The sequence below is a fragment of the Corynebacterium sp. NML 150383 genome, from assembly GCF_002285085.1.
In the GTDB taxonomy this organism is placed as follows: domain Bacteria; phylum Actinomycetota; class Actinomycetes; order Mycobacteriales; family Mycobacteriaceae; genus Corynebacterium; species Corynebacterium gottingense.
In genome coordinates this window covers 1-23,058 of the sequence record NZ_NSGK01000004.1, presented here as the reverse complement: position 1 = coordinate 23,058, position 23,058 = coordinate 1, and the positions used below count along the sequence as shown (strand labels likewise).

Sequence of the window (23,058 nt, the reverse complement as noted above, 5' to 3'; positions counted from 1 at the left end):
TTTACGGGGGTTCGGGGGTTCTGAGCCCCCTTGCGGGAACTGTTTCCTTCCACATGCCGCGGAAACATCCACTGCTACGACGCCTGCTGCGTGGCGTCGTAAAGCTCCTCGAGCTCTTTCTGCGCCGCGCGGCACACTTCGTCCTCCCGGCCCTGGGCATTGTACTTCCAGCGACTTATCGAGAGCGCTCCCCGCTCGGTATCCACCTGCGCAGCGCAGCCGCCGTTTGCGCCTTCCGTCACCGTATAGAGCCCCGGCACCGTGGAATCTGGGTGTTCAATCTGGCTGCCACCCAGCGACTTGATTGTGTTCTCTCCTACCGTCGAGATCATGATTCGCCGAGTCTCTTGCGCGGACGGGTCGGCGGTGTTGCACGACATGACGACGCCCGGGTCGCCAAACTCGCTATCAAAGGCCTCGACGCCGGTAATCCCCGCGGCCGCGTATTCCTCTGCTGAGATACCCGTGCAGGGGTCGAAAAGGTTACCTTCTACCTCATCTGAGTAGAACTCGCCGATTGCGAGGTCTCCGCTGGCAAAATGGAATACCGGCGGCGCGTCGGGTGCCGATTGTTCCTCTGTATCGCTACTGCACGCCGAGACGGCGAGGAACGCCTGCGCGATCATGAGGGCTGCGAGTACTCGACGATCGTTGGCGCTCATTTACTGCTCCTCCTCATCGGTGTTCACAGCCTTGTAGAGGTTTTCGATTGTCTCCCGCGCGACTTGGCAGCTATCAACATCTTCGCTCCCGAGTCCCTGGGCCGACATCTGCACTTTCAGTCCGCCCCGTTCCGTATCGACTTGTGCGATGCACACTCCAGACAAATCACTGGTGATGGTGTACAAACCGGGAACGACCGATTCTGGGTACTCCAGGTGGTTATCCGAACTTGTCTTGTATCCCGCTTCGCTCCTGCTCCCGCCGGAAATTACGAGGCGTTGTCCGACCTTGTCCTCGTAGAGGCCGGTGTCGCACGAGTTGTACCCGGGCACTTGTTGATCGGCCGGCACCGGCCTCACATCCGGAATGCCAGCCGCCTCGTACTCCTCCGGGGAAATCTCCGTGCACGGGTCGAACAGATTGCCCTCGACAGAACTGCTGGAAAACTCCCCGATCGCCAACGTCCCGCTCTTAAACTGAAACTCCGGCACCGTCGGAACTTCCTCCGACGCGCTACACGCGCTCAGCGAGAGCCCGACGACAACCGCTCCCGCATAACTACCAACCGATGCTCGCATAAGCATCTCCTTACTGCTGAGGCTGAACCAAGTTCGCACACAGTATCCCGTAGGAGAGGGAGCACCGCCACTTATGTCACACACCGTCCGCGGGAGCGATCCGCGACACAACAGTAGGCGGCTACACGCACACCTTCAGCGCGCCCGCGTCGACGGAGATCTCCACCGCCGTCACCTCACCCACGGGGTCCCCGTCCACTTCGAAGATTTCCGGCTCTGCAAACGAGGCCCGCGCGTAGCTGCCCCGCGAATACAGCAGGTCCGCGAATTCCACCACCGCCGGATCAGGCTTCCGCCCGCGGAGTTTCGCCGCCTTGTTGACCACAAGGTTGAGGCCGATTTTCGCCCACCCGACGGGACCGCGCGGCGCCATGCCGACGGCATCGAGGACGCCGTCGTCCGGCCTGGCCTCAGGCAACAACGGCACCTGATTGATCAGCTCTCCGCAGTTACCAAAGATCAGCGTGTGCAACCGCTGCGAGTGAGTATGGTCCCCGTCCACCACGAAGGACGCCTTGATCCGGTTGCCGCCGCGCAGCGACTTCGCAATGCCGGAGACGTACGCCAGCGGACCGATCTTCTTCTTGAGCCCCTCGTCGGTGTACTCGATCATCTGCGCGTCCAGGCCGACGCCAGCCATCACCACGAAGCCGAGACGCTCGTTGGAGCCGTCGGGGCGTGAAAGTTTGGCGCGGCAGACGTCGATAAGCTTGTGCTCCCCGCGAAACGCCCGCCGCACGGACTCCTCGAGGCCGAGGTCGAGGCGCAGGTTGCGCGCGAGCAAGTTGCCGGTGCCGGTCGGCACGATGCCCAGCGCGATGCCGGATCCCGCAAGCGACGTGGCGATCTCGCGCACCGTCCCGTCGCCGCCGGCCACCAGTACAAGCTCGACGTCCGGGTGGTGCGCCGCGGCCACCTCCGCCTCGCCGGAATCGTCCGGTGTGGTGCGCACCCACTCGATGTGCCAGCCGTCCGGCGCGTAGCGCTCGACCTGGGAGCGCAGCGTCGTCTCATCGATCTTGACCGGGTTGTACACCACAATGGCCGTCCTGGTCGCGTCGTCAGAGTTCTGCATCACAATGCCCAAGCATAGGGCACCTGGCGCACATTACGGGTCCGACACTGAGCCAAACGGCACGCCGAAAAACGCCAGCTGCGTTCGTGTGGCAAATCCTGCAGAGGTCGTCCGCGACGAATCCACCGTGCCGCCCTGCCAAATGTGCGGGCCGCCGTCCACGCGGTAGTGCACCAACGGCGCGTCGCAGCCGTCCCACCGCAGCTCGGTCACGGTGTCTGAAAGCGGCTTTTCCACGTACTCCGCGTCGCAGTGGTTGCGCTCCGCCGCCTCCGCCAGCATTGCCTCGACGGACTCGTACGCCGTGTCGTGGCGCTGGCCGCCGAAGTAGCTCATCACGGAGTCGTTCGTGCCGTGAAAGTCCACGTGCTTAATCGGGATGGAGGAACACCCCTGCGAGACGCGCTGGTAGAACGCCGCCGACACCGACGCCACCGCAGTAAAATCCTGCGGGCGCTGGCAGCCCACGTAGGAGGCGAACCCGCCCCCGTTGGACAGCCCCGTGGCAAACACTCGCGCCTTGTCCACCGAGAATTCGCCTGTCACCTGCTCGCGCACGGCGTCCACGAACGCCAGGTCGTCCCCGCCGGTCGTCTTGGCGTACGGGGCGGGCGCCCACGCCCGGTCCACGCCATCCATGTACACAACGATGGCATCTGCCCCATCGAGCTGCGAGTACTTCCGCATCGACGCCGCGTCCTCCATGTACCCGTGGAACGCAAAGATCAGCGGGAGCCGCGAGCGCTCCCGCGCGCCCGCCGGCAGGCTCAAGAGGAAGCTCCGGTCTCGCTGGCCCACCTTAATGGTGCGCCGCTGCGTCTCCGGCTTGCTCCACGGCTGCACCTCGGCAACCTCGTCCCGCGGAATGGAGGGCGCGATCAGGTCAGCGTCGGCGGCGTCCAGCTGCTCGCCGCTCCCGCAACCAGCGCTGCTCAGCGCCAGGCCCGCCGCGACGAGCAGCGCCACGAGGCGCCGTGCTGCCATAGTTCCTCCATCAAGATTCGTATCGGTAGATTAGTCCATTATGAAGCCGAGTGGGAAGCAGCAGCCAGCGTTCCGCGACGCACAGCATCGCAGCAGCTCAGCCAGTGCGTTCAACAGCGGTGCAGTGCTTTACGACGCCATCCGTCCCTCCTACCCGCCCTCAGTCCCAGCCCTCATCGCGGACCCTCCCCAGCGCGCCGGCGGCACCCGCATCGTGGACATCGGCGCCGGGACCGGCAAGCTCACCGAGCTCCTCGGCGCCGGGGCCGACTCCGAGTCCACGCGCCAGGTCCTCGCCTGCGACCCGTCCGCGGACATGGTCCGCGTCCTGCGGGACAAGCTCCCCAACGTCCCCACCTGGCGGGCGACGGCCGAAGCAACCGGGCTGGCCGACGGTGCCGTCGACGCCGTCACTTGCGCGCAAACCTGGCACTGGGTGGACACCGCGACGGCGAGCGCGGAGGCCGCGCGGATCACGAGCCCGGGCGGCAAGCTCCTGCTGTGCTGGAACACCCTTGCCGTCAACCACCCGTGGGTGCTGCGCTTAAGCCGCATCATGCACTCCGGCGACGTCCAGCGCGCCGGGTTCTACCCCGACGTAGCAACCCCGTGGACGCTGGAGGGCGAGGTGCGCGACACCTGGGCACAGATTGTCACTACGGACCAGTGCTTCGAGCTCATGGCCTCGCGCTCGTACTGGCTGCGCGCCAACGAGAAGACGCGCGCGAAGATGGTGGCCAACCTGGACTGGTACCTGCACGACCGCCTCGGTTTCGAGCCCGGCCAGCGCATCCCTCTTCCCTATCGCACGGACGCGTTTGTGTACGGGAAGGAGGGGTGAGCGGGGGCGTCGATAAGCCAGCGGCCCCTACTTGCGGCGGCGAGGGTTGCGCTCGCGCACGCGCACGGCGATGCGCACCGGCGTGCCGTGGTAGCCGAACTGCTCGCGGAACTTGCGCTCCAGGTAGCGGCGGTAACCGGCGTCCAGGAAGCCGGTGGTAAACAGCACCAGTGTCGGCGGGCGCGTGGTCGCCATCGTGGCGAAGAGCAGCTTGGGCAGGCGGTTGTTCTTCATCGGCGGCGGGTTCGCCGCGATCGCCTCGCGCAGCCAGTTGTTCAGCTGGCCGGTGGAGACGCGCTTGTCCCAGTTCTCCAGCGCCTGCGCCATCGCCGGCTCGAGGCGGTGCAGGCCGCGACCCGTGTCTGCGGAGATGTTGAGCTTGGTCACCCACGGGAGGTGCCCCATCATCTCGTCGAACTCGCGGTCAAAGTAGTAGCGGCGGTCCTCGTCCATGAGGTCCCACTTGTTAAAGCAGATGACCATCGCCTTGCCGGCCTCCAACACCATCGAGATGACGCGCTGGTCCTGCTCGGAGATCTCCTCGGAGGCGTCGATGAGCACCACGCAGACCTCCGCCGCGTCGATCGTGCCGCGGGTGCGCAGGCTGGCGTAGTACTCGTGCCCCTGCGCGTTCTTCACCTTCTTGCGCAGGCCAGCGGTGTCGATGAACTTCCACAGGTGCTCATCCAGCTGGATCATCTCATCCACCGGGTCCACCGTGGTGCCAGCGACGTTGTCTACCACCGAGCGGTGCGACTTGGACAGCTTGTTCAGCAGGCTGGATTTGCCCACGTTCGGGCGGCCCACCAGCGCGACTCGGCGTGGACCGTCCGTGATGGAGGATTTCGCGCGCGGCTCGTCCGGGAAGAGGCGCAGAATCTCGTCCAACACGTCGGCGCCTCCGCGGCCGTGCAGCGCGGAGACGGGCCACAGGTCGCCCAGGCCGAGCCCGTAGAACTCCGCCGCGTCACCCCACTGGGATTCTGACTCAAACTTGTTCGCCACCAGGATCACCGGGACCGGAGAGCGCTGCAGGTTGCGCGCCATCACGGAATCCGTCTCCGTGATGGCGGTCTGCGCGTCCACCACCATGACGATCACATCGGCCGTTTCCATCGCGGCCTCCGCCTGGCGGGCGATCGCGCCGTGGATGCCGCGGGCGTTCGGGTCCCAGCCGCCGGTGTCTTGCACCCAGAAGCGGCGCCCGCCCCAGTCGGCCAGGTAGCTCACGCGGTCACGAGTCACACCCGGGTGGTCCTCCACCACGGCCTCGCGGCGGCCGAGGAAGCGGTTGACCAGGCTGGACTTGCCCACGTTCGGACGGCCGACGATGGCCACGGTGGGCAGGTTCTCCTCCACCACGTTCGGGCGCATGATGCCGAAGGCCTCTTCGACCTCGGCCCAGTCCTCGTCGGTGTAGTCGTCCGTGTTTTCAGGGCCCTCGCTGTCCTCGCCGTAATCGGGGGCTGCGAAATCGGCGTCGTCGAAATCATGGACGTCAAAGTCGGCGTCGTAGAACTCCGCGTCGTCGGCACCTACCTCGGCGGGGTCCAGGTCGTCGTAGCCGGACGCGTCGATCCCAGGCTGAATGAACTGGGTTTCCGGTTCCTCGCGGTGTGTCATTTCGCGCTCCTTTCAATCAGCCCGGTCAGGGCGTCAAGCACCTGCTCGGGGGTCATCTCGGAGGTGTCGATGACCTCCGCGTCCTCCGCGGGCTTCAGCGGGCTGGTCGCACGGGACGAGTCGAGCTCGTCGCGGCGCTGCACGTCCGCGAGCACGGTGTCAAAGTCGGCGTTGCGTCCCGCGGCGATGTCCTGGTCGTAGCGGCGCTGCGCGCGCACCTGGGCCGAGGCGGTCATGAAGGCCTTCGCGGGGGCGTCGGCAAGCACCACCGTCCCGATGTCGCGCCCCTCCACGATGGCGCGGTGGGCCTCGCGGGCCAGCTTGCGCTGGAGCTCGACCAAGTTCACGCGGACTTGCGGAATGGCGGAGACCGCCGAAACGTTGCGGGTGACCTCTGGGCCGCGGATCTCGCTCGAGACGTCCTCGCCGCCGAGGAGCACCTGCTTAGAATCTGGGTCGTCCGAGACTTCGAGCGGCAGATCGGCGGTCGCCGCCACCACCGCGTCGGTGTCGGCCGGGTCGACTCCGGCGCGGAGCACCGCAAGCGTGGCCACGCGGTACATCGCGCCCGTATCCACGTACTTCGCGCCCAGCGACTTCGCCAGCGCGCGGCAGGTGGTGGACTTGCCGGTCCCGGAAGGGCCGTCGACGGCGAGAATGAGCCCGCCGTCCGGCATGTTCGAAAGCTGCGTTGCGTCAGCCATTACATATCCACCACCTTGTACAGGGAGGCCAGCTCGGCAGAGTTCAGCACGCGCATGGAACCGGGCTTCATGTCTCCCAGCTGAACGGTGTGCACCTTGGTGCGCACCAGGCGCTGCACCGGGAAGCCGCACTCCTTGAGCATGCGGCGCACGATGTGCTTGCGGCCCTCGTGCAACTCCACGCGGACGATGGACTGGCCGTTGTGCACGTCGACGATCTGCGCGTAGTCGACGGTCACGGTGCCGTCGTCAAGCACGACGCCCTCCTTCAGCTTCTTCACCAGGTCGCCCTTGGCCTCGCCCAGCACCGTTGCCAAGTAGGTCTTGGTCACCTTGTACTTCGGGTGCGTGAGGCGGTTGGCCAGCTCGCCGTCGTTGGTCAACAGGAGGAGCCCCTCGGTGTCGGCGTCGAGGCGGCCCACGTGGAACAGGCGCTGCCCGGCCGCGGTGCGCTCGGACAGGTAGGAGCCGACGGAGATGCGGTCCATCTCGTCGCGCATCGTGGTGTGCACCCCGCGCGGCTTATTAAACGCGACGTACTCCAACTCCTCGTTGACGTTGATGCGGGTGCCGTCGACGCGGATGATGTCCACATTGGGGTTCACGCGCGTTCCCTGGACGGTGATGATCTTGCCGTTGACCTCCACGCGGCCTTGGTCAATCATCACCTCCGCGTGGCGGCGCGACGCCACGCCGGCCTGCGCGAGCACTTTTTGCAGGCGAATGCCTTCGGACTTCTGCTTCCGAGCCTTCGTGCCATTCGTGTCATCGTCGTCCCACCAGTTGTCTTCCAGCGGGTGGGGCTCGTTCTTGCGGGCGTTCTCACGCCGCTTGTCCAATCGGACGTGCTGCTTCTTCGCTGGCTTTGCGTACGAAGGGTAGAACGTTTCGTCCTTCCCCTTGTCCGGTGTGCCGTCTCGGCGAGCGGGAGGAGTCATGCTGAATCCTTTGCAAACGTATTGGGGTTGTGCGGGCCACCGAAAACGGTGCGCCCAAGTTCGTGGCAGAGTCTACCAGGACTTGGTGTTCTACCACGCATCCTCGATCGCGTCTACCTCTGGCAACAGCGGCGCCAGGTCCGGCAGGCGCGACAGCGAGTCGATTCCCAGCAGCTCCAGGAACAGTTCCGTGGTGACGTAGCGGTGCGCGCCAGTGGCGTCATCGGGGTCGACCTCCGCAATCAACCCGCGCAGCGTCAGCGTGCGCATCACCCCGTCCACGTTGACACCGCGCACGCCAGCGACCTGCGCGCGGGTCACCGGCTGGCGGTACGCCACCACTGCGAGCGTCTCGAGTGCGGCGCGACTCAGCTTCGTTTGCGTACCGTCGAGCACGAACGCCTCGACCGCATCGGCGTTGTGCGGCCGCGTGTAGAGCCGCCACCCCTCCTGCGTTTCGCGCAGCTCGATCCCGCTGCCCCGCGCGTCAAGCTCGCCGGCCCACTCGCGCAGGACCGCGTCCACGTCTTCCCGCGTCGCGTCCAGCACCCCCGCCAGGTCCTCTGCCTCGACGGGATTGTCCACCACAAGCAGGATCGATTCCACGCGCGAGCGCAGCTGTGAGACCATCGGCATGTCCATGTCGCACATTGTAAGGGGCCGAGTGCTTATCGACGCCTCCCCGCCCCCACCCATCGCGCACTACCTAGCACCGCCTAGCTCCAGTTGCTTGCCGCGACCACCGCGGGGTCCACGTCGAGCCCGGTCCACGACACTTCCAGCGGCCCCAGCGCCTCCTCCTGCTTCGTCTCCACTGCGCGCGCCTTGTACAGCTCGAGCAGCGCGAGGAACCGGCCGACGATCTCCATGGACAGCGCGCAATCCTTGGTCAGCGACGCGAAAGAAAGCCACTGCGTCGCCCCGACCAGCTTCAGCGTTTCCAGAATCCGCCCGGCCTGCTCCGGCACGGAGACCTGCACGGCGTGCAGGTGGTCAACGCCGACCTCCTCGGGCGGCTTCGGCCGGAAGACGCTGGCGGCAAGCTCCGCAAAACTGGCCGGGGTATGTCCCAGGCGCACGGGCGGCAGCAGGTCCACGAACTGTGGCTCCATGGACACCGCGCGCGGGTACCGGCGCCTGGCATGCTTCTGCCACTGCGCAAACTGGTCGGCGACCTGCTGGTACGCGCGGTACTGCAGCAGGCGGGCGAAGAGGAGGTCGCGCGACTCCAGCAGTTCGAGGTCCTCGATCTCGTCGGCGTCGCCACGCGGCACCAGGCGCGCCGCTTTGAGGTCCAGGAGCGTGGCCGCGACGAGGATGAACTCCGTGATCTCGTCCAGGTCGGCGGTCTCTCCAAGCGCCCGCGTGTACGCGATGAACTCATCGGTCACCTCTGCAAGCGCCACCTCGGTGACGTCCAGCTTCTTCGAGCTAACCAGGTTGAGCAGCAGGTCGAAGGGGCCCTCAAAGTTGTTGAGCACGAGGCGGAACCCGGTGATCTCGGGCTGCTCGCCCGCCTGCCCACTCGCTTGCGCTCCGTCGCGCGCTTCTGCCCCGGTGTGCGGGTCGCTCACGCCGGCCTACGAGGTCCTGGTTTCGGTGCGCTCCAGCAGCTCCTTGGCCAGGTTGCGGTACTGCTCCGCTCCCTGCGAGCGCGGCGCCCACGTGATGATCGGCTCACCGGCGACCGAGGTCTCCGGGAACCGGACGGTCCGCGTAATCACGGTGTCAAAAACGCGGTCCCCGAAGACCTCCACGACGCGATCCATCACCTCGCGGGCGTGCGTCGTGCGCCGGTCAAACATGGTAACCAGGATGCCCACGATGTCCAGGTCGAAGTTGATGCGGTCGCGCACCTTCTCCACCGTGTCCGTCAGCAGGGCCAGTCCGCGCAGCGAGAAGTACTCGCATTCCATCGGGATGATGACCCCCTGCGAGCAGGCCAGAGCGTTGACCGTGAGCAGGCCAAGGGACGGGCCGCAGTCGATGATGATGATGTCGTACTCGTTGCGCACCGGGCGCAGCGCTCGCGCGAGCGTGTGCTCGCGCCCCACCTCGTTGACCAGCTGGATTTCCGCGGCCGAGAGGTCGATGTTTGCCGGCACGAGATCGAGCCCGCTGACGTTGGAATGGCGAATGGCGCCGTGGATGCTCGTGGTGTTGTCAAAGAGCAGGTCGTAGACGGTGACCTGCTCCTCGTCGTGCGATACCCCGAGCCCCGCAGACAGGGCGCCCTGCGGGTCGAGGTCCACCAGCAGCACCTTGCGGCCCTGCTCCGCCAGGCACGCACCCAGGTTAATGGTGGAGGTCGTCTTGCCCACGCCACCCTTCTGGTTGACCATGGACAGCACTGTGGCCGGGCCGTGCTTGTCCAGCGGAGCCGGGTCCGCAAACTCGCGGAACGGACGCCCCGTGAGGAAGGTCTTCTCCTCGGAAGCGTCGAACAGTGCGTCGTCTGCCATTGTCGGTCCTCTCCGTGCCTTTCCGTCGCCTGGCACCGTCTCTGCGCCAATCGAGCCCGTCACGCCGTAACGCTTGACGCGCCCATCTTACAACACTGTTGTTTCGCCGTTTAGGCCCGCGCGCGCCGCCGTACAAAGAACACAATGATCAACGCAATCGCCGCCAGCAGCGCAACCCCGCCGATAATCAGCGGAACAATCGAGCCGCCACCGTTCGAGTCAGTGTTGGGGCCTTGATCGCTTGCCGACGCCTCCCCATACGGACTCTCCCCGTCCCCGCTCGCCTCTTCCGTGGGCGCATTGGTCGCGGTGATCACGGCGACGAACTCGGCCTTGCCGTCCCGCACCACTTCCATAATGAACGGGTTGTCCGGTGTCTCGCCTTCCGGGTACGTCAGGGTCAGCGTGCGCTTCGCCACGTCGACGTCGCGCTTGACCCCCTTGATCACCTGGCCGTTGACGTCCAGGTAGCGCAGCGTTGCGCCCTCGGTATCGGTCTTGGTGTACTTCATCAGGTCCGCAGCGCGCGACAGCGGCACCTTCACCACGAGCGTGTTGCCGTCAATCTCGCCGTCGAACTCGAAGCGCTTGGCGCCCGAAGTGTCCACCTCCTCCGCCTTCGTGCGGTCCGGGTGGGACACGCTGCCGGCCGCGCCGCCGGACTTGCCGCTGCCGCCGCCGTTCCTGCTGTGCCCGCTACCGGCGCTGCCTGCTGAATCCCCTGAGTCCCCTGAGTCTCCTGAGTCCTCCGTATCCCCAGCATCCCCAGCGCTTTCGCCGTCCCCATCCTCGCCGGACCTGCCAGACTCGCGCGCACCGCTGCCGCCTTCGCTGCCGGAAGCATCATCGCCGGCGCTGGCTGCACCGCCTGCCGACGACGCGTCGTCGGCAATTGCTTCCTCGTCATCGCCCACGGCGACCAGATTGACGGTCGCGTTCATCCCTCCAGAGCTGGCGGGCACGCTCGCAGTGGCGCCAGGGTCATCGGGTGCGGTGACCGAGACCTGAGTGCCGTTGGAAGTGACGGTCCATCCGCCGCCGGAGTAATTCGCATCCACGGGCACGCCGAGGTCCACGGTGGTGGTCTCGCCGGCGCGGACAGTGACCTCGGACGGAATCATCGATTGCACCTCCGCAGGGTCGATGCCCTCGGGAAGCTGCGCTGACGCGAGCGGCGCACCAACGGCGCAGAGCGTGGCGACGCCACACGCGGCAAATGTACGGCGAGCTAGATTCACGGGTCGTGGACCTCCTTGAGTATCGTGCAAAACGCTCAATCTACACGGTTATGCTGGCAACCACTGCCACTGCATCCACAGGCAACGGTGAGATCCGCCCCCGACTCACGCACGCGGATGGGCCTGCCGCCACACCTCGCGCAGATTCTCCGCCGTGACGTGGGTGTAAATCTGCGTCGTGGTCACCGACGCGTGTCCCAGCAGCTCCTGCACCGTCCGCACGTCCGCCCCTCCCTCGAGGAGGTGCGTGGCAAACGAGTGGCGCAGCGTGTGCGGGGAGATGTCTTTGTGCACGCCCGCCCGCTCGGCGGCCTGCTTGATCGCCGTCCACGCGCTTTGGCGCGACAAAGCTCCGCCGCGGGTGTTCAGGAACAGGGCGTGAGACTTTCCGGTGGCAAACGACGGGCGCACCCGCACAAGGTATGCCTGCAGCGCGTCCTGCGCGTGACTGCCCACCGGCACCAGCCGCTGCTTATTGCCCTTGCCGGTGACGGTGAGAACCCCTGCGCCGTGCTCGAGCTCGGACGCGTCGTCGACGTTGAGTGCAAGCACCTCGGAGACGCGGGCGCCCGTGGCGTAGAGCAGCTCCAGCAACGCGCGATCGCGCACGCCAACCGGGGTATCGCCCGCGCACGAGTCAAGCAGCGACTCGACCTCCGCGACAGAAAGCGTGTCCGGCAGCTGCTCGCCCTGCTGCGGCGGGGCCACCTCGGCGGCCACGTCGCGCGGCAGGACCCCCTCCGCCACGCCGAACTTGTGCAGCCCCCGAGCCACGACCAGGGCCCGCGCTACCGAGGAGGTGGCCAGCGGCTTCGTCCCGTCGACGCCGCGGCGGAGGTTGGCCACGTACGCCTCGACGTCCAGCGCGCTGACTGCCGCGAGATCGGTGATGCCGGCGCGCTCCAGCCAGGTGAGGTAGCGGTTGACGTCGCGTCGATAATTGCTCTCCGTGTGCGTGGACACGCCGCGCTCGACGATGAGGTGGGTCAACCAGCGCTCGGCGAGGGTGCGAGCCTGCACTAGATGCGCTTCATGTCCGGGGTGATCCCTGCGGCGACGCGGCGCTTTGCCAGCGAGGTCGGGCGCAGCTCGAACGGTGCTTCGGTGCTGCGCGGTGTCGCGCGACCGGCTTGAACCTCGCTTGCTGCGAGCACGCCCGCGATCGCGATGGAGTTGACGATCTCACCGCGAAGCACCGCCTCGCGCGCCTGTTCCAGCGGCATCCAGGTCAACGCCATATCCGCCTCTTCCTCCTCGGCGGGCGGGCGAGGGACCTCGCGGAGCTCGCGGGCGAGGAAGACCCGGACGGCCTCTTCGGCGAAGCCGGGCGAGGTCACCAGGTCCACAAGCACGGACCAGTTGGCGGCCTCGAGCCCGGCTTCCTCGACAAGCTCGCGCTTGGCGCCGGTCAGCTCGTCCTCACCGGCGACGTCGAGCAGCCCGGCGGGGAGCTCGAGCAGGCGGTGGCGCACAGCGTGCCGGTACTGCTTCACCACGGCCACCTCGTTGCGATCGTTCAGCGCAACGACGGCGACTGCGCCGAAGTGCTCGACGACCTCGCGCGACGCCTGCGCCCCGCCGGGCATCGTGACCGTGTCTCGGCGCATCGCCAAGATGGGCGATTCCTGCAGCAGTTCCGAGTCAACGACCGTGAACTCGTGCGCGTGCGGCGAAGTGTGTTCCATCTGTTCAGCCATAGGTGTAAGCCTAGGACGTTGCCGAGCCTGCCGCACCAAGCGTCGCGCGGATGCGGCCCGCCTCCGTCTCCACGGCCTGCACAAAGGTCGCGTGCTGGAGCTCCGGTGCGTGCCACGCGTCAATTTCGCGCACGCCTAACACGGTCGGCTCAGTCTTGCCCAGTGCGTCGGCGAAGTCTGCAAGCAGCTGTTGGCCGAATTCGTCCGGGGCGCCCTTGCCTGCGCCCACGCCGCCTTCCTCATCGGTGTCGTCTCCGGCGGCCCCGGTCACGATCACGATCGCGTCAGCGGGCACAAGGTCGCCGCTGTAGTGCACAAACCCCGCCTGCTTGAGCGCATCGAGGACGAACTGCCGGTCGCCCGCGGGCGCGAGCGGCTCCCCCGTCTCCGCATCAACCAACAGTGCCGCGGACAGCGATTCACCGGCGTGGACGCCTGGCCGTCGATCTTCCACCGACAGCTGTGCCCCGGCGGGCAGGGTGTTTGCGATCAGTGACGACAGCGCGTCCGCCGAGTCCTGATCCGTGAACTTTGATGCCAACTCAAGCTCGCCGGAATCCTTGGCGCCCGCCTTTCCCAGCAGCCAGCGCACCGCCTTCACGTCCTCATCGGAGGCGCCCTCGGTGCGGATCACCGTCACGTGCTTATCTTTCAGCGCGTCTTTCACAATTGCCGCCGACTGCTCACCGAGCAGCGTATCCGAGTTATCGGCGTACGCCTCCGCGCGCTGCGCCTCCTTCGAGGTCGCGGAGTTGTCCTGGCCAAGCGGCTGGCCGTCGTTATGCATCGCGGGCGCGATGAGCAGCGCGCCGGCGGCCACGCCGAGCGCAATGCCCCACCCCAGGCCGGTCACCACGAGCCCGCTTGTGCGTCCTCCATCAGACATGTTCAGGCTCCTTTACTTGGTCAGGCGGTCGATCAGGTCCTGGAAGGACAGCGCAATGCTGTTCCAGGTATTGACCAGGTTGTCAGAGAAATCCCCCGGCCCATACAGGCCGACGACGAGGACGATGGTCGCGATCGCCACCAGGATCCCCAGGATCGCCCACGCCCACGCGACCCCGCCACTCGACGGCACCGCGTACAGCTGCTCCACCACCGTGGAATCAACCAGCTTGCGTCCCGCCTTCATGCGGGTGAGCAGCGCCTCGGGCGGCGTCGACTCGGGCGCAGCGAAAATCTGGTCAAGCTCCACGACCTGACCAACGGTCACGATCATCTCCGCGTCGTGGAACACCGCCAACAGGATCGCCAGGTCCGTCGGGGATTCCGTCGCCGCCGGAAAGGTCATCGCCCCCACTCCCAGATCCTGGATGCGCTCCAGCCCCGGAGCAAAACCGTCCGGCTCGGCGGGGAGGATGACGCGCGCGCCGCTGCGCAAGCTTTCCGACGCCACGTCAGTCGGATCTCCGACAATGTAGTCAGGTTCGAAACCGAGCTCCACGAGGACGTCCGACGCCTGGCCAACGCCCACGATCACCGGGGTGAACTCGGACATGAAATTCTTGATCCCCTTGAGCCGATCGCGGAGGTCCGGGCAGGGCGACACCACCACGACCTTTCGCTCCGCCATGGACTCGCCAAGGTCCGGGGCGCCGAGGCCGTCGATGAGCAACGGGGCTTCCGCGTGCACGAACTCGATGGTGTTGCCAAAGTAGGCCTCCATCTGCTCGACCAGGTTGCGCTGCGCCTCGGCGAACGTGGCGTCGAGGTCGCCGCGCGTCACAGGCACTGCGGTCCCCGCCGGCTTCTTGCCCACGGTGAGGCTGCCGTCCTCGCCGAGACGGACCTTCTTGCCGTCGCGTAAGGCGCCGTCGGCTCCGGTTGCTTCGAGGAGGGTGACGTTGGCGTCGAGAAGCAAATGCGGGCCGTAGTTGGGCATGGCGCCGGTGGAAAAGCGGGACAGGTTGATCACGGCGCTCGGCCGGTGCGCAAGCAGCGCCTCAGCCTGGCGGCGAGTCATGTCCGCCGAATCAACCAGCGCGATGTCGCCCTCGCTCATGCGGGACGGCCCCTTGCCTTTCGGCCTGCAGTCACGCAACGTGCCCGTCAGCGCGGGCTGCGCGGATTCGGAGTTCCGGGAAGCAACAGTCATGCGTCATATTGTGCACGCGTGACCTGCCCGAACCTGGTAGGCGCGCGGGAGCGCTACTGGCGCAATTCCTCCACTTCGCGCTGCGCCCTTGCGAACAGCTCCTTCGCGTGGGCTTTGCCGGTATCGGAGTCGTCCAGGCCGGCCATCATGCGGGCCAGCTCGTCGATCCGCTCGGCGGAGCTCAGGCTCAGCACGCCCGAGGTGACGGCCTCGTCGCTGACATCCTTTGCCACGTGCAGGTGGGTATCCGCGTAGGCCGCGACCTGCGGGAGGTGGGTGACCACGATGACCTGGTTGCGCGCGGCGAGCCGGGCAAGGCGGCGGCCGATCTCCACCGCTGCGCGCCCGCCGACGCCGGCGTCGACCTCGTCGAACACCATCGTCGCTCCCCCGCTGGTGCCGGACAGCACCACCTCGAGGGCGAGCATGACGCGCGAGAGCTCACCGCCGGACGCGCTCGTCGCCAGCGGCTTCGGCTCGAGCGCGCTGTTCGGGGCAAGCCGAATCTCCGCCGCATCGGCGCCGCGCGGGCCGAAGTCGGTGCTGTCAATGGATACGGTCAGCTGCGCCTTCGGCATCGCCAGGCCGTGGAGTTCTTCGGTCACGGCCTTGCCCAGCGCCGCGGCGGCCTTGGCCCGCGCTTTCGACAACGCGGTGGCGCGGGTGCGCATCTGGGCTTCCGCCTCCGCGACCTGCTTCTTCAGCTGCTCGATGGCCTCGTCGGAGGTGTCGATGCGCTCGAGCCGCTTCGCAGCCTTGGCGCGCCAGGCCAGGACGCCAGCAATGTCGGGGGCGTATTTCCTGGTCAACCCCTTGAGCTGCTGCTGGCGCTGGAGGAGCCGCTCAAGCTCGTCCGGGTCACTCGGGAGCTCCGCGACGTAGCTGCCAAGTTCCGCGGAGACGTCGCCAAGCATGCTCGCCACCTCGTGCAACCTGGCGCCGAGCTCCTGCAGCGTCTTGTCACTCGCGCCGTCCAGCGCGGTCGCCGCGCGGCCGACGAGCGTGGAGGCAGCTTCCTCGTCGTCGCCGTACCCGCCAGCCGCCTCGGCGCCGTCGATGGCTACGAGCGCGGCGTGCGACGCCTCGCGCAGCGCGTCGACGTCCTGGAGGCGATTAATGGTGTCGACGAGGACTGTATCCTCGCCGTCCTGCGGGGCGACCTCGTCGATCTCCGAGATGGCGAACTGCAGCCGGTCCAGCTCCTGGGCCAGCTCCTGTCGCCGCTCCGTGCGCTCGCGGAGTTCGCTCGCCGCCTTGCGCCACGCCGTGTACGCGGTGCGGTAGGTCTCCAGCTTGCCGGCGATTTTCGGGTCGAACCGGTCCACCGCCGCGAGCTGCTGATCTGGCGACATGAGGCGCAGCTGGTCGTTTTGCCCGTGGATTGTGAGCAGCTCATTGGAAAGCTCGCCCAGCGTTGCCGCGGGCACCGTCCGGCCGCCGAGGTGCGCCTTCGACCGCCCGGTCGCCTTGACTGAGCGGGAGACGACGTACTCGTCGTTCTCGTCGGCGGCCGCGCCGGCCCCCTCCGCGATCTCCGCGATGCGCACGCGGACGTCCTCCGGAAGCCCGTCGGTGCTGAACGCGCCCTCGACCACGGCCTCCTTGGCGCCGGTGCGCACGCGGGACGCGTCCGCGCGGCCTCCGGTGAGGAGCCGCAGACCGGTGACCACCATGGTCTTACCGGCGCCGGTCTCACCTGTGAGCACCGTGAGCCCCGGAGCCAGTTCCGCAGAGGCGTGCGAGATCACGCCCAGGTTGCTAATGGCAATCTCTGCCAGCATGGCTTCTCCCTTTCCTCACATCCGTCCCGTGCAGCCGCGGCTACGAGTAGCGCGGGCCGCGCCAGCCAGACACCGGCAGCTGGAACTTGTTCACCAGCCGGTCGGTGAACGGGCGGTCGTCGATACGCACCCACCGTACCGGGCGCGCGCCGCGGATCACTTCCACGCGCGAGCCCGGGGGCATTGCAATCGAGCGGAAGCCGTCCATGACTACCACGGCGTCGCTCGTCGTCGGTTCGGATTCGACGGCAACCGTGGACCGCGGCGAGACCACCAGTGGCTTAGCAAACAGCGCGTGCGCGTTGTTCGGCACGACGAGGATGGCGTCCAGCGCGGGCCACATGACGGGACCGCCCGCGGAGAAGGCGTACGCGGTCGAGCCGGTCGGGGTGGAGATGAGCACACCGTCGCAGCCAAACGAGGACACGGGGCGGAAGTCGATCTCCAGCGTGGCGTCGAGCACCTGCGTGCGGTTCGCGTTTTCAATGCTGCACTCGTTGAGCGCCCAGCTGCGCCCCAGCTCGTTGTCGTCTGCGTCGCGCACCATGACGTCGATAGTCATGCGTTCTTCGACACGGTAGGTCTTGTCGATGACGTGCTGGATCACCGCCTCGAGGCTCTCCGACTCGCCCTCTGCGAGGAATCCGACGTGGCCCAGGTTGATGCCCAGCACCGGGATGTCCTGTGCGTGCGCGAAGCTCGCGGCGCGGAGGAAGGTGCCGTCGCCGCCGAGGACGAGGACAAGCTCACAGCCTTTCGCGGCGTCTGGCCCGGGCTGGACGTGGTCCAGGTCGCGCAGCACCGCGTCCTCATCGACGGGACTGTCCTCCCGCAGCGTGAGCAGCCGAACCCCGATACCGGCGGCTGTGAGCAGGCGCGCCGCGACCGCAGCGGAAGAGATGTTTTCGGGCCGGTAGTAGTGCGGGACGAGCAGGATTGTCCGGTGCGCGGTCTCAGTCACGTGTGTGTCGGTCCTTCCTCAACTGCTGTGTCCACCATGGCCCGCAGCGCCGCAGCATCCAGTGCTCCGGCGCCGCCGTCTTTGACCAGCCATAGGAAGTATTCTACGTTGCCGCTCGGGCCGGGAAGACCAGAAGCGGTGACGCCTTTCACGCTGAGCCCCAGCGACTGCGCGTACGCGGCCACGTCCGCGGTCACCTCGGCGCGCAGCTCGTTCGAGCGCACGACACCGCCATGGCCGAGCCGGTCCTTGCCCACCTCGAACTGCGGTTTCACCATGGGAAGCAGGTCGGCCCCCGGCGCCAGGCAGGCCGCGATCGCGGGCAGCACCAGCTTGAGGGAGATGAAGGAAAGATCGCCCACCATGAGGTCGGCGGGTTGCCCGATCTGCTCGAGCGTCAGGTTGCGGATGTTCGTCCGGTCCAGCACCCGCACGCGCGGGTCATTCTGCAGCCGCCAGATCAACTGCCCGTACCCCACGTCCACGGCGATGACTTCCCGCGCCCCGCGCTTGAGCAGCACGTCGGTGAAGCCGCCGGTCGACGCGCCCGCGTCGAGCGCCACTTTGCCCGCCACGTCGAGCCCCTGCGGTCCGAACGCCTCCAGCGCGGACAGGAGCTTGTGCGCGCCTCGCGACGCCCACTCGTCCTCCTCCGCCACATCCACCTTGATGGAAACGTCGGGTTCCACCACGGTGGCGGGCTTCGTCGCGGGGAAGCCGCCGACGATGACTTTGCCTTCCTTGATCCACGTCTGCGCCTGCTCGCGCGAGCGCGCGATTTTGCGGCGGACGAGTTCGGCGTCGAGTCGCCTCCGTCCAGGTGCCACGTCTGAGTCTCCTTCTACTGGTTGCGTAGGGCGTCGCTTAAGACGTCGTGGGCGCGGGTGAGCTGCGACGCTTCGTCGACAAGCGATTGCACGGGCTCGGCGAGAATCTCCTGCACGCGCTGCGTGACTTCGGCGGGGCTGTGCTGCGTCGTGCGCGGGTCGTGTGGCTTCGGCGCGGGCACGCTACCACCACTTCGCCAGCGCGGCCTCGGCCTCCGTGGACGCCGCCCGCACATTCCTCGGCCCGGTGGGCTGCGCCCAGGCGACCTCGAGGGCGGTACGCAGCGCCTGAACGCTTGTCGACGCCTCCTCGCCCCCATCCACGACCAGCTCGTCGCCCTCCATCCGCGCCTGGAAGCCGCCCTGCGCACCGGGCTGCAGCGTGGCGGGATCCGCCGCCAGCGCGCGCATATCTTCGCCGATGTACGTCGGGCGCTGCTGCGGCGGGGCCTGGAGCAGCGCGAGCGGCCCGGAGACGCCGGTGAGCACGTGGAGCGTGGGCATCCCCGCCGCGACGCCGCCAGCTAGGTCGGTGTCCAGGCGGTCGCCGATGCCCAGCGGCGACTTGGCCCCGAAGCGCTCGGCCGCCTGGTGGAACATCGCGGGCTCGGGCTTGCCCGCCGACCGTGGCGTCACGCCGGTGGCTGAGGTGACCGCAGCGATCATCGATCCGTTGCCTACCATCAGGCCCCGCTCCATCGGCAGCGTCGTGTCCATGTTGGACGCGAGGTAGACGGCGCCGGCGCGGATGGCCAGCGCGGCTTCGGACAGTTCCGCCCACCCGGTGTCCGGGTTGTGCCCGTGGAGCACAGCCTTCGGTGCGTCGTCGGCGGAATCCGTGACCTGGTACCCCGCGTCACGGACGAGATCCTTGAACGGCTGCGCGCCGAGCACGAGCACCGGATCCCCCGGTTCGAGCACGTCCTCCGCCAGCCCGAGCGCGGCCTGGGCCGAGGTGAGCACGTCGGCCTCGGCGGCGTTGAGCCCAATGTCTTGCAGCATCGCTGCGACCCTGCTCGCCGCTCGGGAGGCGTTGTTCGTGATGTAGATTGCCTTGCACCCGGAGGCGTTGATCGCTTCGACGGCGTGCGGGATCGCCCGGCCGCCCTCCCAGACCGTGCCGTCCAGGTCCAGCAGAAGCGCGTCGTGCTGCGCTTGTAGCGTCGTGTTTCCGTCCATGTGTCGTCGCGCTCGTTCTAGCTCAGCTCGCGGACACGCTCGTCCGCGTCCGTGATGCCGTCTTCGTCTGCCCTGGCCACAGCGGCGAACCACTCCTTGGCCTCGTTCTCCCGCTGCACGGAGAGCAGCGCATCTGCGTACGCGTAGGCCAAACGCAGCTCGGAGAAGGTTTCAGGATGCAGCGTCGGGTCAAGGCGAGACAGCGTTGCCAGTGCGGAGTCGTGCTGCCCAAGATCGTGGCGCGCACCTGCGAGCACGATGGCCAGCTCGACGCGGTCTTCCGGCTCCAGCTGCCGAGCCTCCGGCGTCCGCCCCAGCTCGAGTGCCTTTTCGGGGCGGCCAAGGCCGCGCTCCGCGTCTGCCATGACGGCCAACAGGCCGGGGCCGCCGCTCATGCGGCGTGCCGCCCGCAGCTCGGAAAGCGCTTCCTTCCATTCGCCGGCGTGGTACGCCACGATTCCGTTGGTCTCGCGCACCACGCCCACTCGGCCTGCGCGGTTCTTCGCGGCTCGCGCGTGGCGCAGCGCGAGCTTCGGGTCGTCCTCCAGCATCTCGATCGCCATCACCATGTGCTGCGCTACGCGGTTAGCGTTGTCCTTGGACAGCACGCGCAGGTCCTGCAGCACGGAACGATCAAGCTCATTGATGTCGATGCCATCCGGCAGATCCGGCTCGGAAATCTTCTGCGCCATCCGGTCCTCGCGGAACCCCTGCCGTGACGGGTTCGACCGATCATGCCGGACCTTTTTCTCAAACCTGTCGCCGCGGCCACCGCGACGCTTGTCATCGCGGCCACGCTTCGGCTTGCCACCATACGGCTTGCCACCACGGCCATTCTGGCCACCACGCTTATACGACCGGTTATCGTTTTCCGACATCAATGCCCTTTCTTTCGCGTTCAACTCATTATAGGGTCTGTTGCTCTCGGACACCGCCAGGGGCGAAGTGCTTATCGACGCCACCGCCACACCAAAGGCCGCGAACCCTCACGAGCTCGCGGCCTCCTACTGAGCCCCTACTCCAGGCGAGGCGAACCTCACTACGGCAGCATCGCCGCAATCTCAGCGGGCAGCATCGGCTTCAGCGAAGGAAGCGCAGCTGCAACGCCGCCCAGCACCAACAGGATCACGCCGGCCGAGACGACTCCGATCCCCGCCCCGTTGAGCTTGCCGTCCTCATCGCTCAGTGCGTTCTTTCCCTCGGCATCTCCGGGCTTACCGCCGTCCTGAGAGCTGGAACCGCCGTCGGTGCCCGGAGTTCCCGGCTTTGGCTTCGGCTTGGGCTTCGGCTTGGGTTTCGGCTTTTGTGGCGCATTGGAGCCACCACTGCCCGCGCACTTTTGAAAAGCTGGAAGGAAAGTCTTCTCGTAGGCCTCAACCCCAACCTTGAACAACTTCTCGCGCTCTGCCGCGGCGGCGGGATCGGTCTTCTTCAGCTCCGCAATAGCTTTTCGCTCCTGCGCTTGTGCTGCCTTTGTCTCCTTGATGGCCTTCTTCGCCTCCTGCGGCGTTGTCGTGTTTGAGCTTGGCATCATGTACCGCTCTTGCTCCTGAGCAGTGAAGGTGAAGTGGCAGGTGCCACCGCTCACCTTGACGGATACCGCATTGGCCGAAGGCGCGACAATTCCGGCGGTGATCATGCAGCCAGCAACAACGCTGGCCGCGAAACGCTTATTCAACATAGCTTAAAACTCCAATTGGTAGAGGATGTGTGCTGGCTTCCGACAATCGCATTGTTAACTGACTGTCAATTGTCAATCTACAAAAGGTGCAAGGCGTGTGCGAGACAAATCACGTCTGAATCGATTCAGTGCGTTGCCACACTGCCAATATTGTGGGAGCGCACCAGTGGACGTAGCGTGCAATCCGTGCTCGTGAAAATCGGCTGGTTTCCCACTCCGCGGATATCGCAGTCCTCCTTTTCGCGCGGGTGCGACGGCGCCGCGTCGGGGCTCTGAGCTTCTCGTGCGGGTTCGGCGGCGAGTTGTCTGTCTGATACGGCGTGGTTCCGTGTGTTTGACGAGAAGACCATGTGTTTGATGGCAGCTGTGTGTTGGACGAGAAGGGGGTGACGAATTCACGGACCTCGTCTCGCATCTTCGTCACGGAGATCTCGTCAGATAGCCGCCCTACTGACTGCACGCGGGGTTGGGCGGTGCGCCAGCACGCGTGAACCGGGTGGCAACAGCAACGCCAGGCGATCATGCGGTGAGGATAACCGTATAGCCTTTGCCCGGGTGTTCACCCGGGTTGCGCTCTGCGGCCGCAGAGTAGAACCCGGGAATCCTCGGGTACACGATGGGCTCATTCTCTTCGGGCGCAGAGTAGGCACGCGGGCTTCCCAACTCGTGAACGTCTGGCGGCTGTTGAGCGCGTGCATTTTGTAACACCGTGGTGAGTATCGGGTAACGCGATGGTGAGTCTCGAGTAAAACTGAATCTTCGATACTTCGGGAGAAACATTTTGGTGACCGCGTGACTTCAGGGCACGGCGGCTGTGCCGAAGGAACCCGATTGTGACTGGCCACAGGACGATGATCCTCCTTGTGATCAATGGCTGGGTCTAGGCCGTTTTCCCAGAACAGGGACAACACCAGCGATGGGTGCATTGGTGGAACGCCAAGCGGCTTCACGAAACATTGGACTACGACACCCCACAAGAAGTAGAAGCCGAGTACTATCTCACCCAGACCATCAACACAGGGCCGTAAAAGAAGCGGAACTAAACCCAGGACGCTTCAGTAGTAGATTGCCAACCGCCATAATAAAACTATGGATACAGCGCAAAAGATTAAAACCGGTGCCCTAGCCGTGCTATCAGTTTTCGCGATAGCACTAATCGTTTTATGGGCAACCCACTCGATAGGGCTTGGACTATTGGCCACATCTCTAGTACTCCTAGTTTTTCTTTCCGTGGGGATAAGGATATGGGCGGAGAACTCTCGTCCATCAGAAGCAACTGACTCCATGCCCCGCTCAGAGCACCTCTGAAGTCTTATGTTCGGACACCTGAAGAGCAGGGGTTCACCCCAGAGTTACCCGCCTGACCCGATCACCGCCTGAGCAGGTTCAGCATGTTGCTCATCAAACAAGCACACCTAACCTCATACAACACAGACGGGCTAGTTTTCCCTCAGCAACCCTCGACGCGCCCGGGCGTGCACCACCGGCCCCGCACTGCACCCCACCCCGCGCGGGAATAGAAAAAGCGCCCCGCCGGGTAGGGACCAACAACAGGTCCCACGCGACGGGGCGCACAAACAGTATTCAATTATCTCTCATGTTTAGGGTCGGCGGTAACCTACTCTCCCACACCCTCCCGAGTGCAGTACCATCAGCGCGGGCGGGCTTAGCTTCCGGGTTCGGAATGGGACCGGGCGTTTCCCCGCCGCCATCAACCACCGACACACCCAA

23 protein-coding genes and 1 rRNA gene are annotated in these 23,058 nt (G+C 66.2%); 1 reads left to right on the top strand and 23 read right to left on the bottom strand.

Annotation, left to right across the window (positions count from 1 at the left end):
* Positions 1-74: 74 nt before the first annotated feature.
* The 4 genes from CKJ85_RS05410 to CKJ85_RS05395 form a co-directional block, all read right to left on the bottom strand.
* Positions 75-662: a DUF3558 family protein gene (locus CKJ85_RS05410; protein WP_095553680.1), complete on the bottom strand. Its 588-nt coding sequence runs from the start codon at positions 660-662 to the stop codon at positions 75-77.
* Complete coding sequence (locus tag CKJ85_RS05405) at positions 663-1,241, bottom strand: hypothetical protein (protein ID WP_095536116.1); 579 nt, start codon at positions 1,239-1,241, stop codon at positions 663-665.
* A 121-nt stretch (positions 1,242-1,362) separates the two neighbouring features.
* Positions 1,363-2,316 carry a diacylglycerol kinase family protein gene (locus tag CKJ85_RS05400; protein ID WP_233126975.1) on the bottom strand — a complete coding sequence of 318 codons (954 nt, stop codon included), beginning with the start codon at positions 2,314-2,316 and terminating at the stop codon, positions 1,363-1,365.
* Positions 2,317-2,349: 33 nt separating this feature from the next.
* Positions 2,350-3,300 (bottom strand): PHB depolymerase family esterase, encoded by a 951-nt coding sequence (locus CKJ85_RS05395; protein WP_095553679.1) that lies wholly within the window; start codon positions 3,298-3,300, stop codon positions 2,350-2,352.
* A 40-nt stretch (positions 3,301-3,340) separates the two neighbouring features.
* On the opposite strand from CKJ85_RS05395, the gene CKJ85_RS05390 reads away from it, so the two are divergent.
* A complete protein-coding gene (locus CKJ85_RS05390) occupies positions 3,341-4,141 on the top strand; it encodes a class I SAM-dependent methyltransferase (protein ID WP_095553678.1) in 801 nt (266 codons plus the stop codon).
* 27 nt (positions 4,142-4,168) lie between these two features.
* Here the strand turns inward: CKJ85_RS05390 and der are convergent, their stop codons facing one another.
* The 19 genes from der to rrf all read right to left on the bottom strand — a co-directional run bounded on the left by der (position 4,169) and on the right by rrf (position 23,050).
* Positions 4,169-5,764, bottom strand: a complete 1,596-nt coding sequence (gene der / locus CKJ85_RS05385; protein WP_095553677.1) for a ribosome biogenesis GTPase Der — start codon at positions 5,762-5,764, stop codon at positions 4,169-4,171.
* Positions 5,761-6,468, bottom strand: coding sequence for a (d)CMP kinase (gene cmk / locus CKJ85_RS05380; protein WP_095553676.1), 708 nt, complete (start codon positions 6,466-6,468; stop codon positions 5,761-5,763). Before cmk ends, der begins: the two co-directional genes overlap by 4 nt.
* Positions 6,468-7,406, bottom strand: a complete 939-nt coding sequence (locus tag CKJ85_RS05375) for a pseudouridine synthase (RefSeq protein WP_095553675.1) — start codon at positions 7,404-7,406, stop codon at positions 6,468-6,470. The genes cmk and CKJ85_RS05375 overlap by 1 nt, the downstream gene beginning before the upstream one ends.
* A gap of 90 nt (positions 7,407-7,496) precedes the next feature.
* The gene (scpB, locus tag CKJ85_RS05370; protein ID WP_165765347.1) at positions 7,497-8,057 is read right to left on the bottom strand and encodes an SMC-Scp complex subunit ScpB; all 561 of its coding nucleotides are present in this window, start codon (positions 8,055-8,057) and stop codon (positions 7,497-7,499) included.
* A 65-nt stretch (positions 8,058-8,122) separates the two neighbouring features.
* Positions 8,123-8,905 carry a ScpA family protein gene (locus CKJ85_RS05365; RefSeq protein WP_233126974.1) on the bottom strand — a complete coding sequence of 261 codons (783 nt, stop codon included), beginning with the start codon at positions 8,903-8,905 and terminating at the stop codon, positions 8,123-8,125.
* Positions 8,906-8,986: 81 nt separating this feature from the next.
* Positions 8,987-9,868: a ParA family protein gene (locus CKJ85_RS05360; protein WP_095276720.1), complete on the bottom strand. Its 882-nt coding sequence runs from the start codon at positions 9,866-9,868 to the stop codon at positions 8,987-8,989.
* 110 nt (positions 9,869-9,978) lie between these two features.
* Entirely contained in the window at positions 9,979-11,106 is a 1,128-nt protein-coding gene (locus CKJ85_RS05355; protein ID WP_143340163.1) for a hypothetical protein, read from the bottom strand.
* 105 nt (positions 11,107-11,211) lie between these two features.
* Positions 11,212-12,126 (bottom strand): site-specific tyrosine recombinase XerD, encoded by a 915-nt coding sequence (gene xerD, locus CKJ85_RS05350; protein ID WP_095553672.1) that lies wholly within the window; start codon positions 12,124-12,126, stop codon positions 11,212-11,214.
* Positions 12,126-12,803 (bottom strand): NUDIX hydrolase, encoded by a 678-nt coding sequence (locus tag CKJ85_RS05345; protein WP_276289729.1) that lies wholly within the window; start codon positions 12,801-12,803, stop codon positions 12,126-12,128. The genes xerD and CKJ85_RS05345 overlap by 1 nt, the downstream gene beginning before the upstream one ends.
* Positions 12,804-12,813: 10 nt before the next feature.
* Positions 12,814-13,689, bottom strand: coding sequence for a copper transporter (locus CKJ85_RS05340; protein ID WP_095536105.1), 876 nt, complete (start codon positions 13,687-13,689; stop codon positions 12,814-12,816).
* Between the two features lie 12 nt (positions 13,690-13,701).
* A complete protein-coding gene (gene steA, locus CKJ85_RS05335; protein ID WP_095553671.1) occupies positions 13,702-14,898 on the bottom strand; it encodes a putative cytokinetic ring protein SteA in 1,197 nt (398 codons plus the stop codon).
* Positions 14,899-14,951: 53 nt separating this feature from the next.
* Positions 14,952-16,679, bottom strand: a complete 1,728-nt coding sequence (gene recN / locus CKJ85_RS05330; RefSeq protein WP_095553670.1) for a DNA repair protein RecN — start codon at positions 16,677-16,679, stop codon at positions 14,952-14,954.
* Positions 16,680-16,719: 40 nt separating this feature from the next.
* Entirely contained in the window at positions 16,720-17,640 is a 921-nt protein-coding gene (locus CKJ85_RS05325) for an NAD kinase (RefSeq protein WP_095547083.1), read from the bottom strand.
* The gene (locus tag CKJ85_RS05320; RefSeq protein ID WP_095536542.1) at positions 17,637-18,467 is read right to left on the bottom strand and encodes a TlyA family RNA methyltransferase; all 831 of its coding nucleotides are present in this window, start codon (positions 18,465-18,467) and stop codon (positions 17,637-17,639) included. The genes CKJ85_RS05325 and CKJ85_RS05320 overlap by 4 nt, the downstream gene beginning before the upstream one ends.
* A gap of 14 nt (positions 18,468-18,481) precedes the next feature.
* Complete coding sequence (locus CKJ85_RS11840) at positions 18,482-18,649, bottom strand: hypothetical protein (protein WP_233125703.1); 168 nt, start codon at positions 18,647-18,649, stop codon at positions 18,482-18,484.
* A 1-nt stretch (position 18,650) separates the two neighbouring features.
* On the bottom strand, positions 18,651-19,646 hold the full coding sequence (locus CKJ85_RS05315; RefSeq protein ID WP_095553669.1) for an HAD-IIA family hydrolase: 996 nt from the start codon (positions 19,644-19,646) through the stop codon (positions 18,651-18,653).
* Positions 19,647-19,663: 17 nt separating this feature from the next.
* Positions 19,664-20,524 carry a tetratricopeptide repeat protein gene (locus CKJ85_RS05310; RefSeq protein WP_233126962.1) on the bottom strand — a complete coding sequence of 287 codons (861 nt, stop codon included), beginning with the start codon at positions 20,522-20,524 and terminating at the stop codon, positions 19,664-19,666.
* 161 nt (positions 20,525-20,685) lie between these two features.
* On the bottom strand, positions 20,686-21,327 hold the full coding sequence (locus tag CKJ85_RS05305) for a hypothetical protein (RefSeq protein WP_095554852.1): 642 nt from the start codon (positions 21,325-21,327) through the stop codon (positions 20,686-20,688).
* Positions 21,328-22,932: 1,605 nt separating this feature from the next.
* A 5S ribosomal RNA gene (gene rrf / locus CKJ85_RS05295) occupies positions 22,933-23,050 on the bottom strand.
* Between the last annotated feature and the right edge of the window lie 8 nt (positions 23,051-23,058).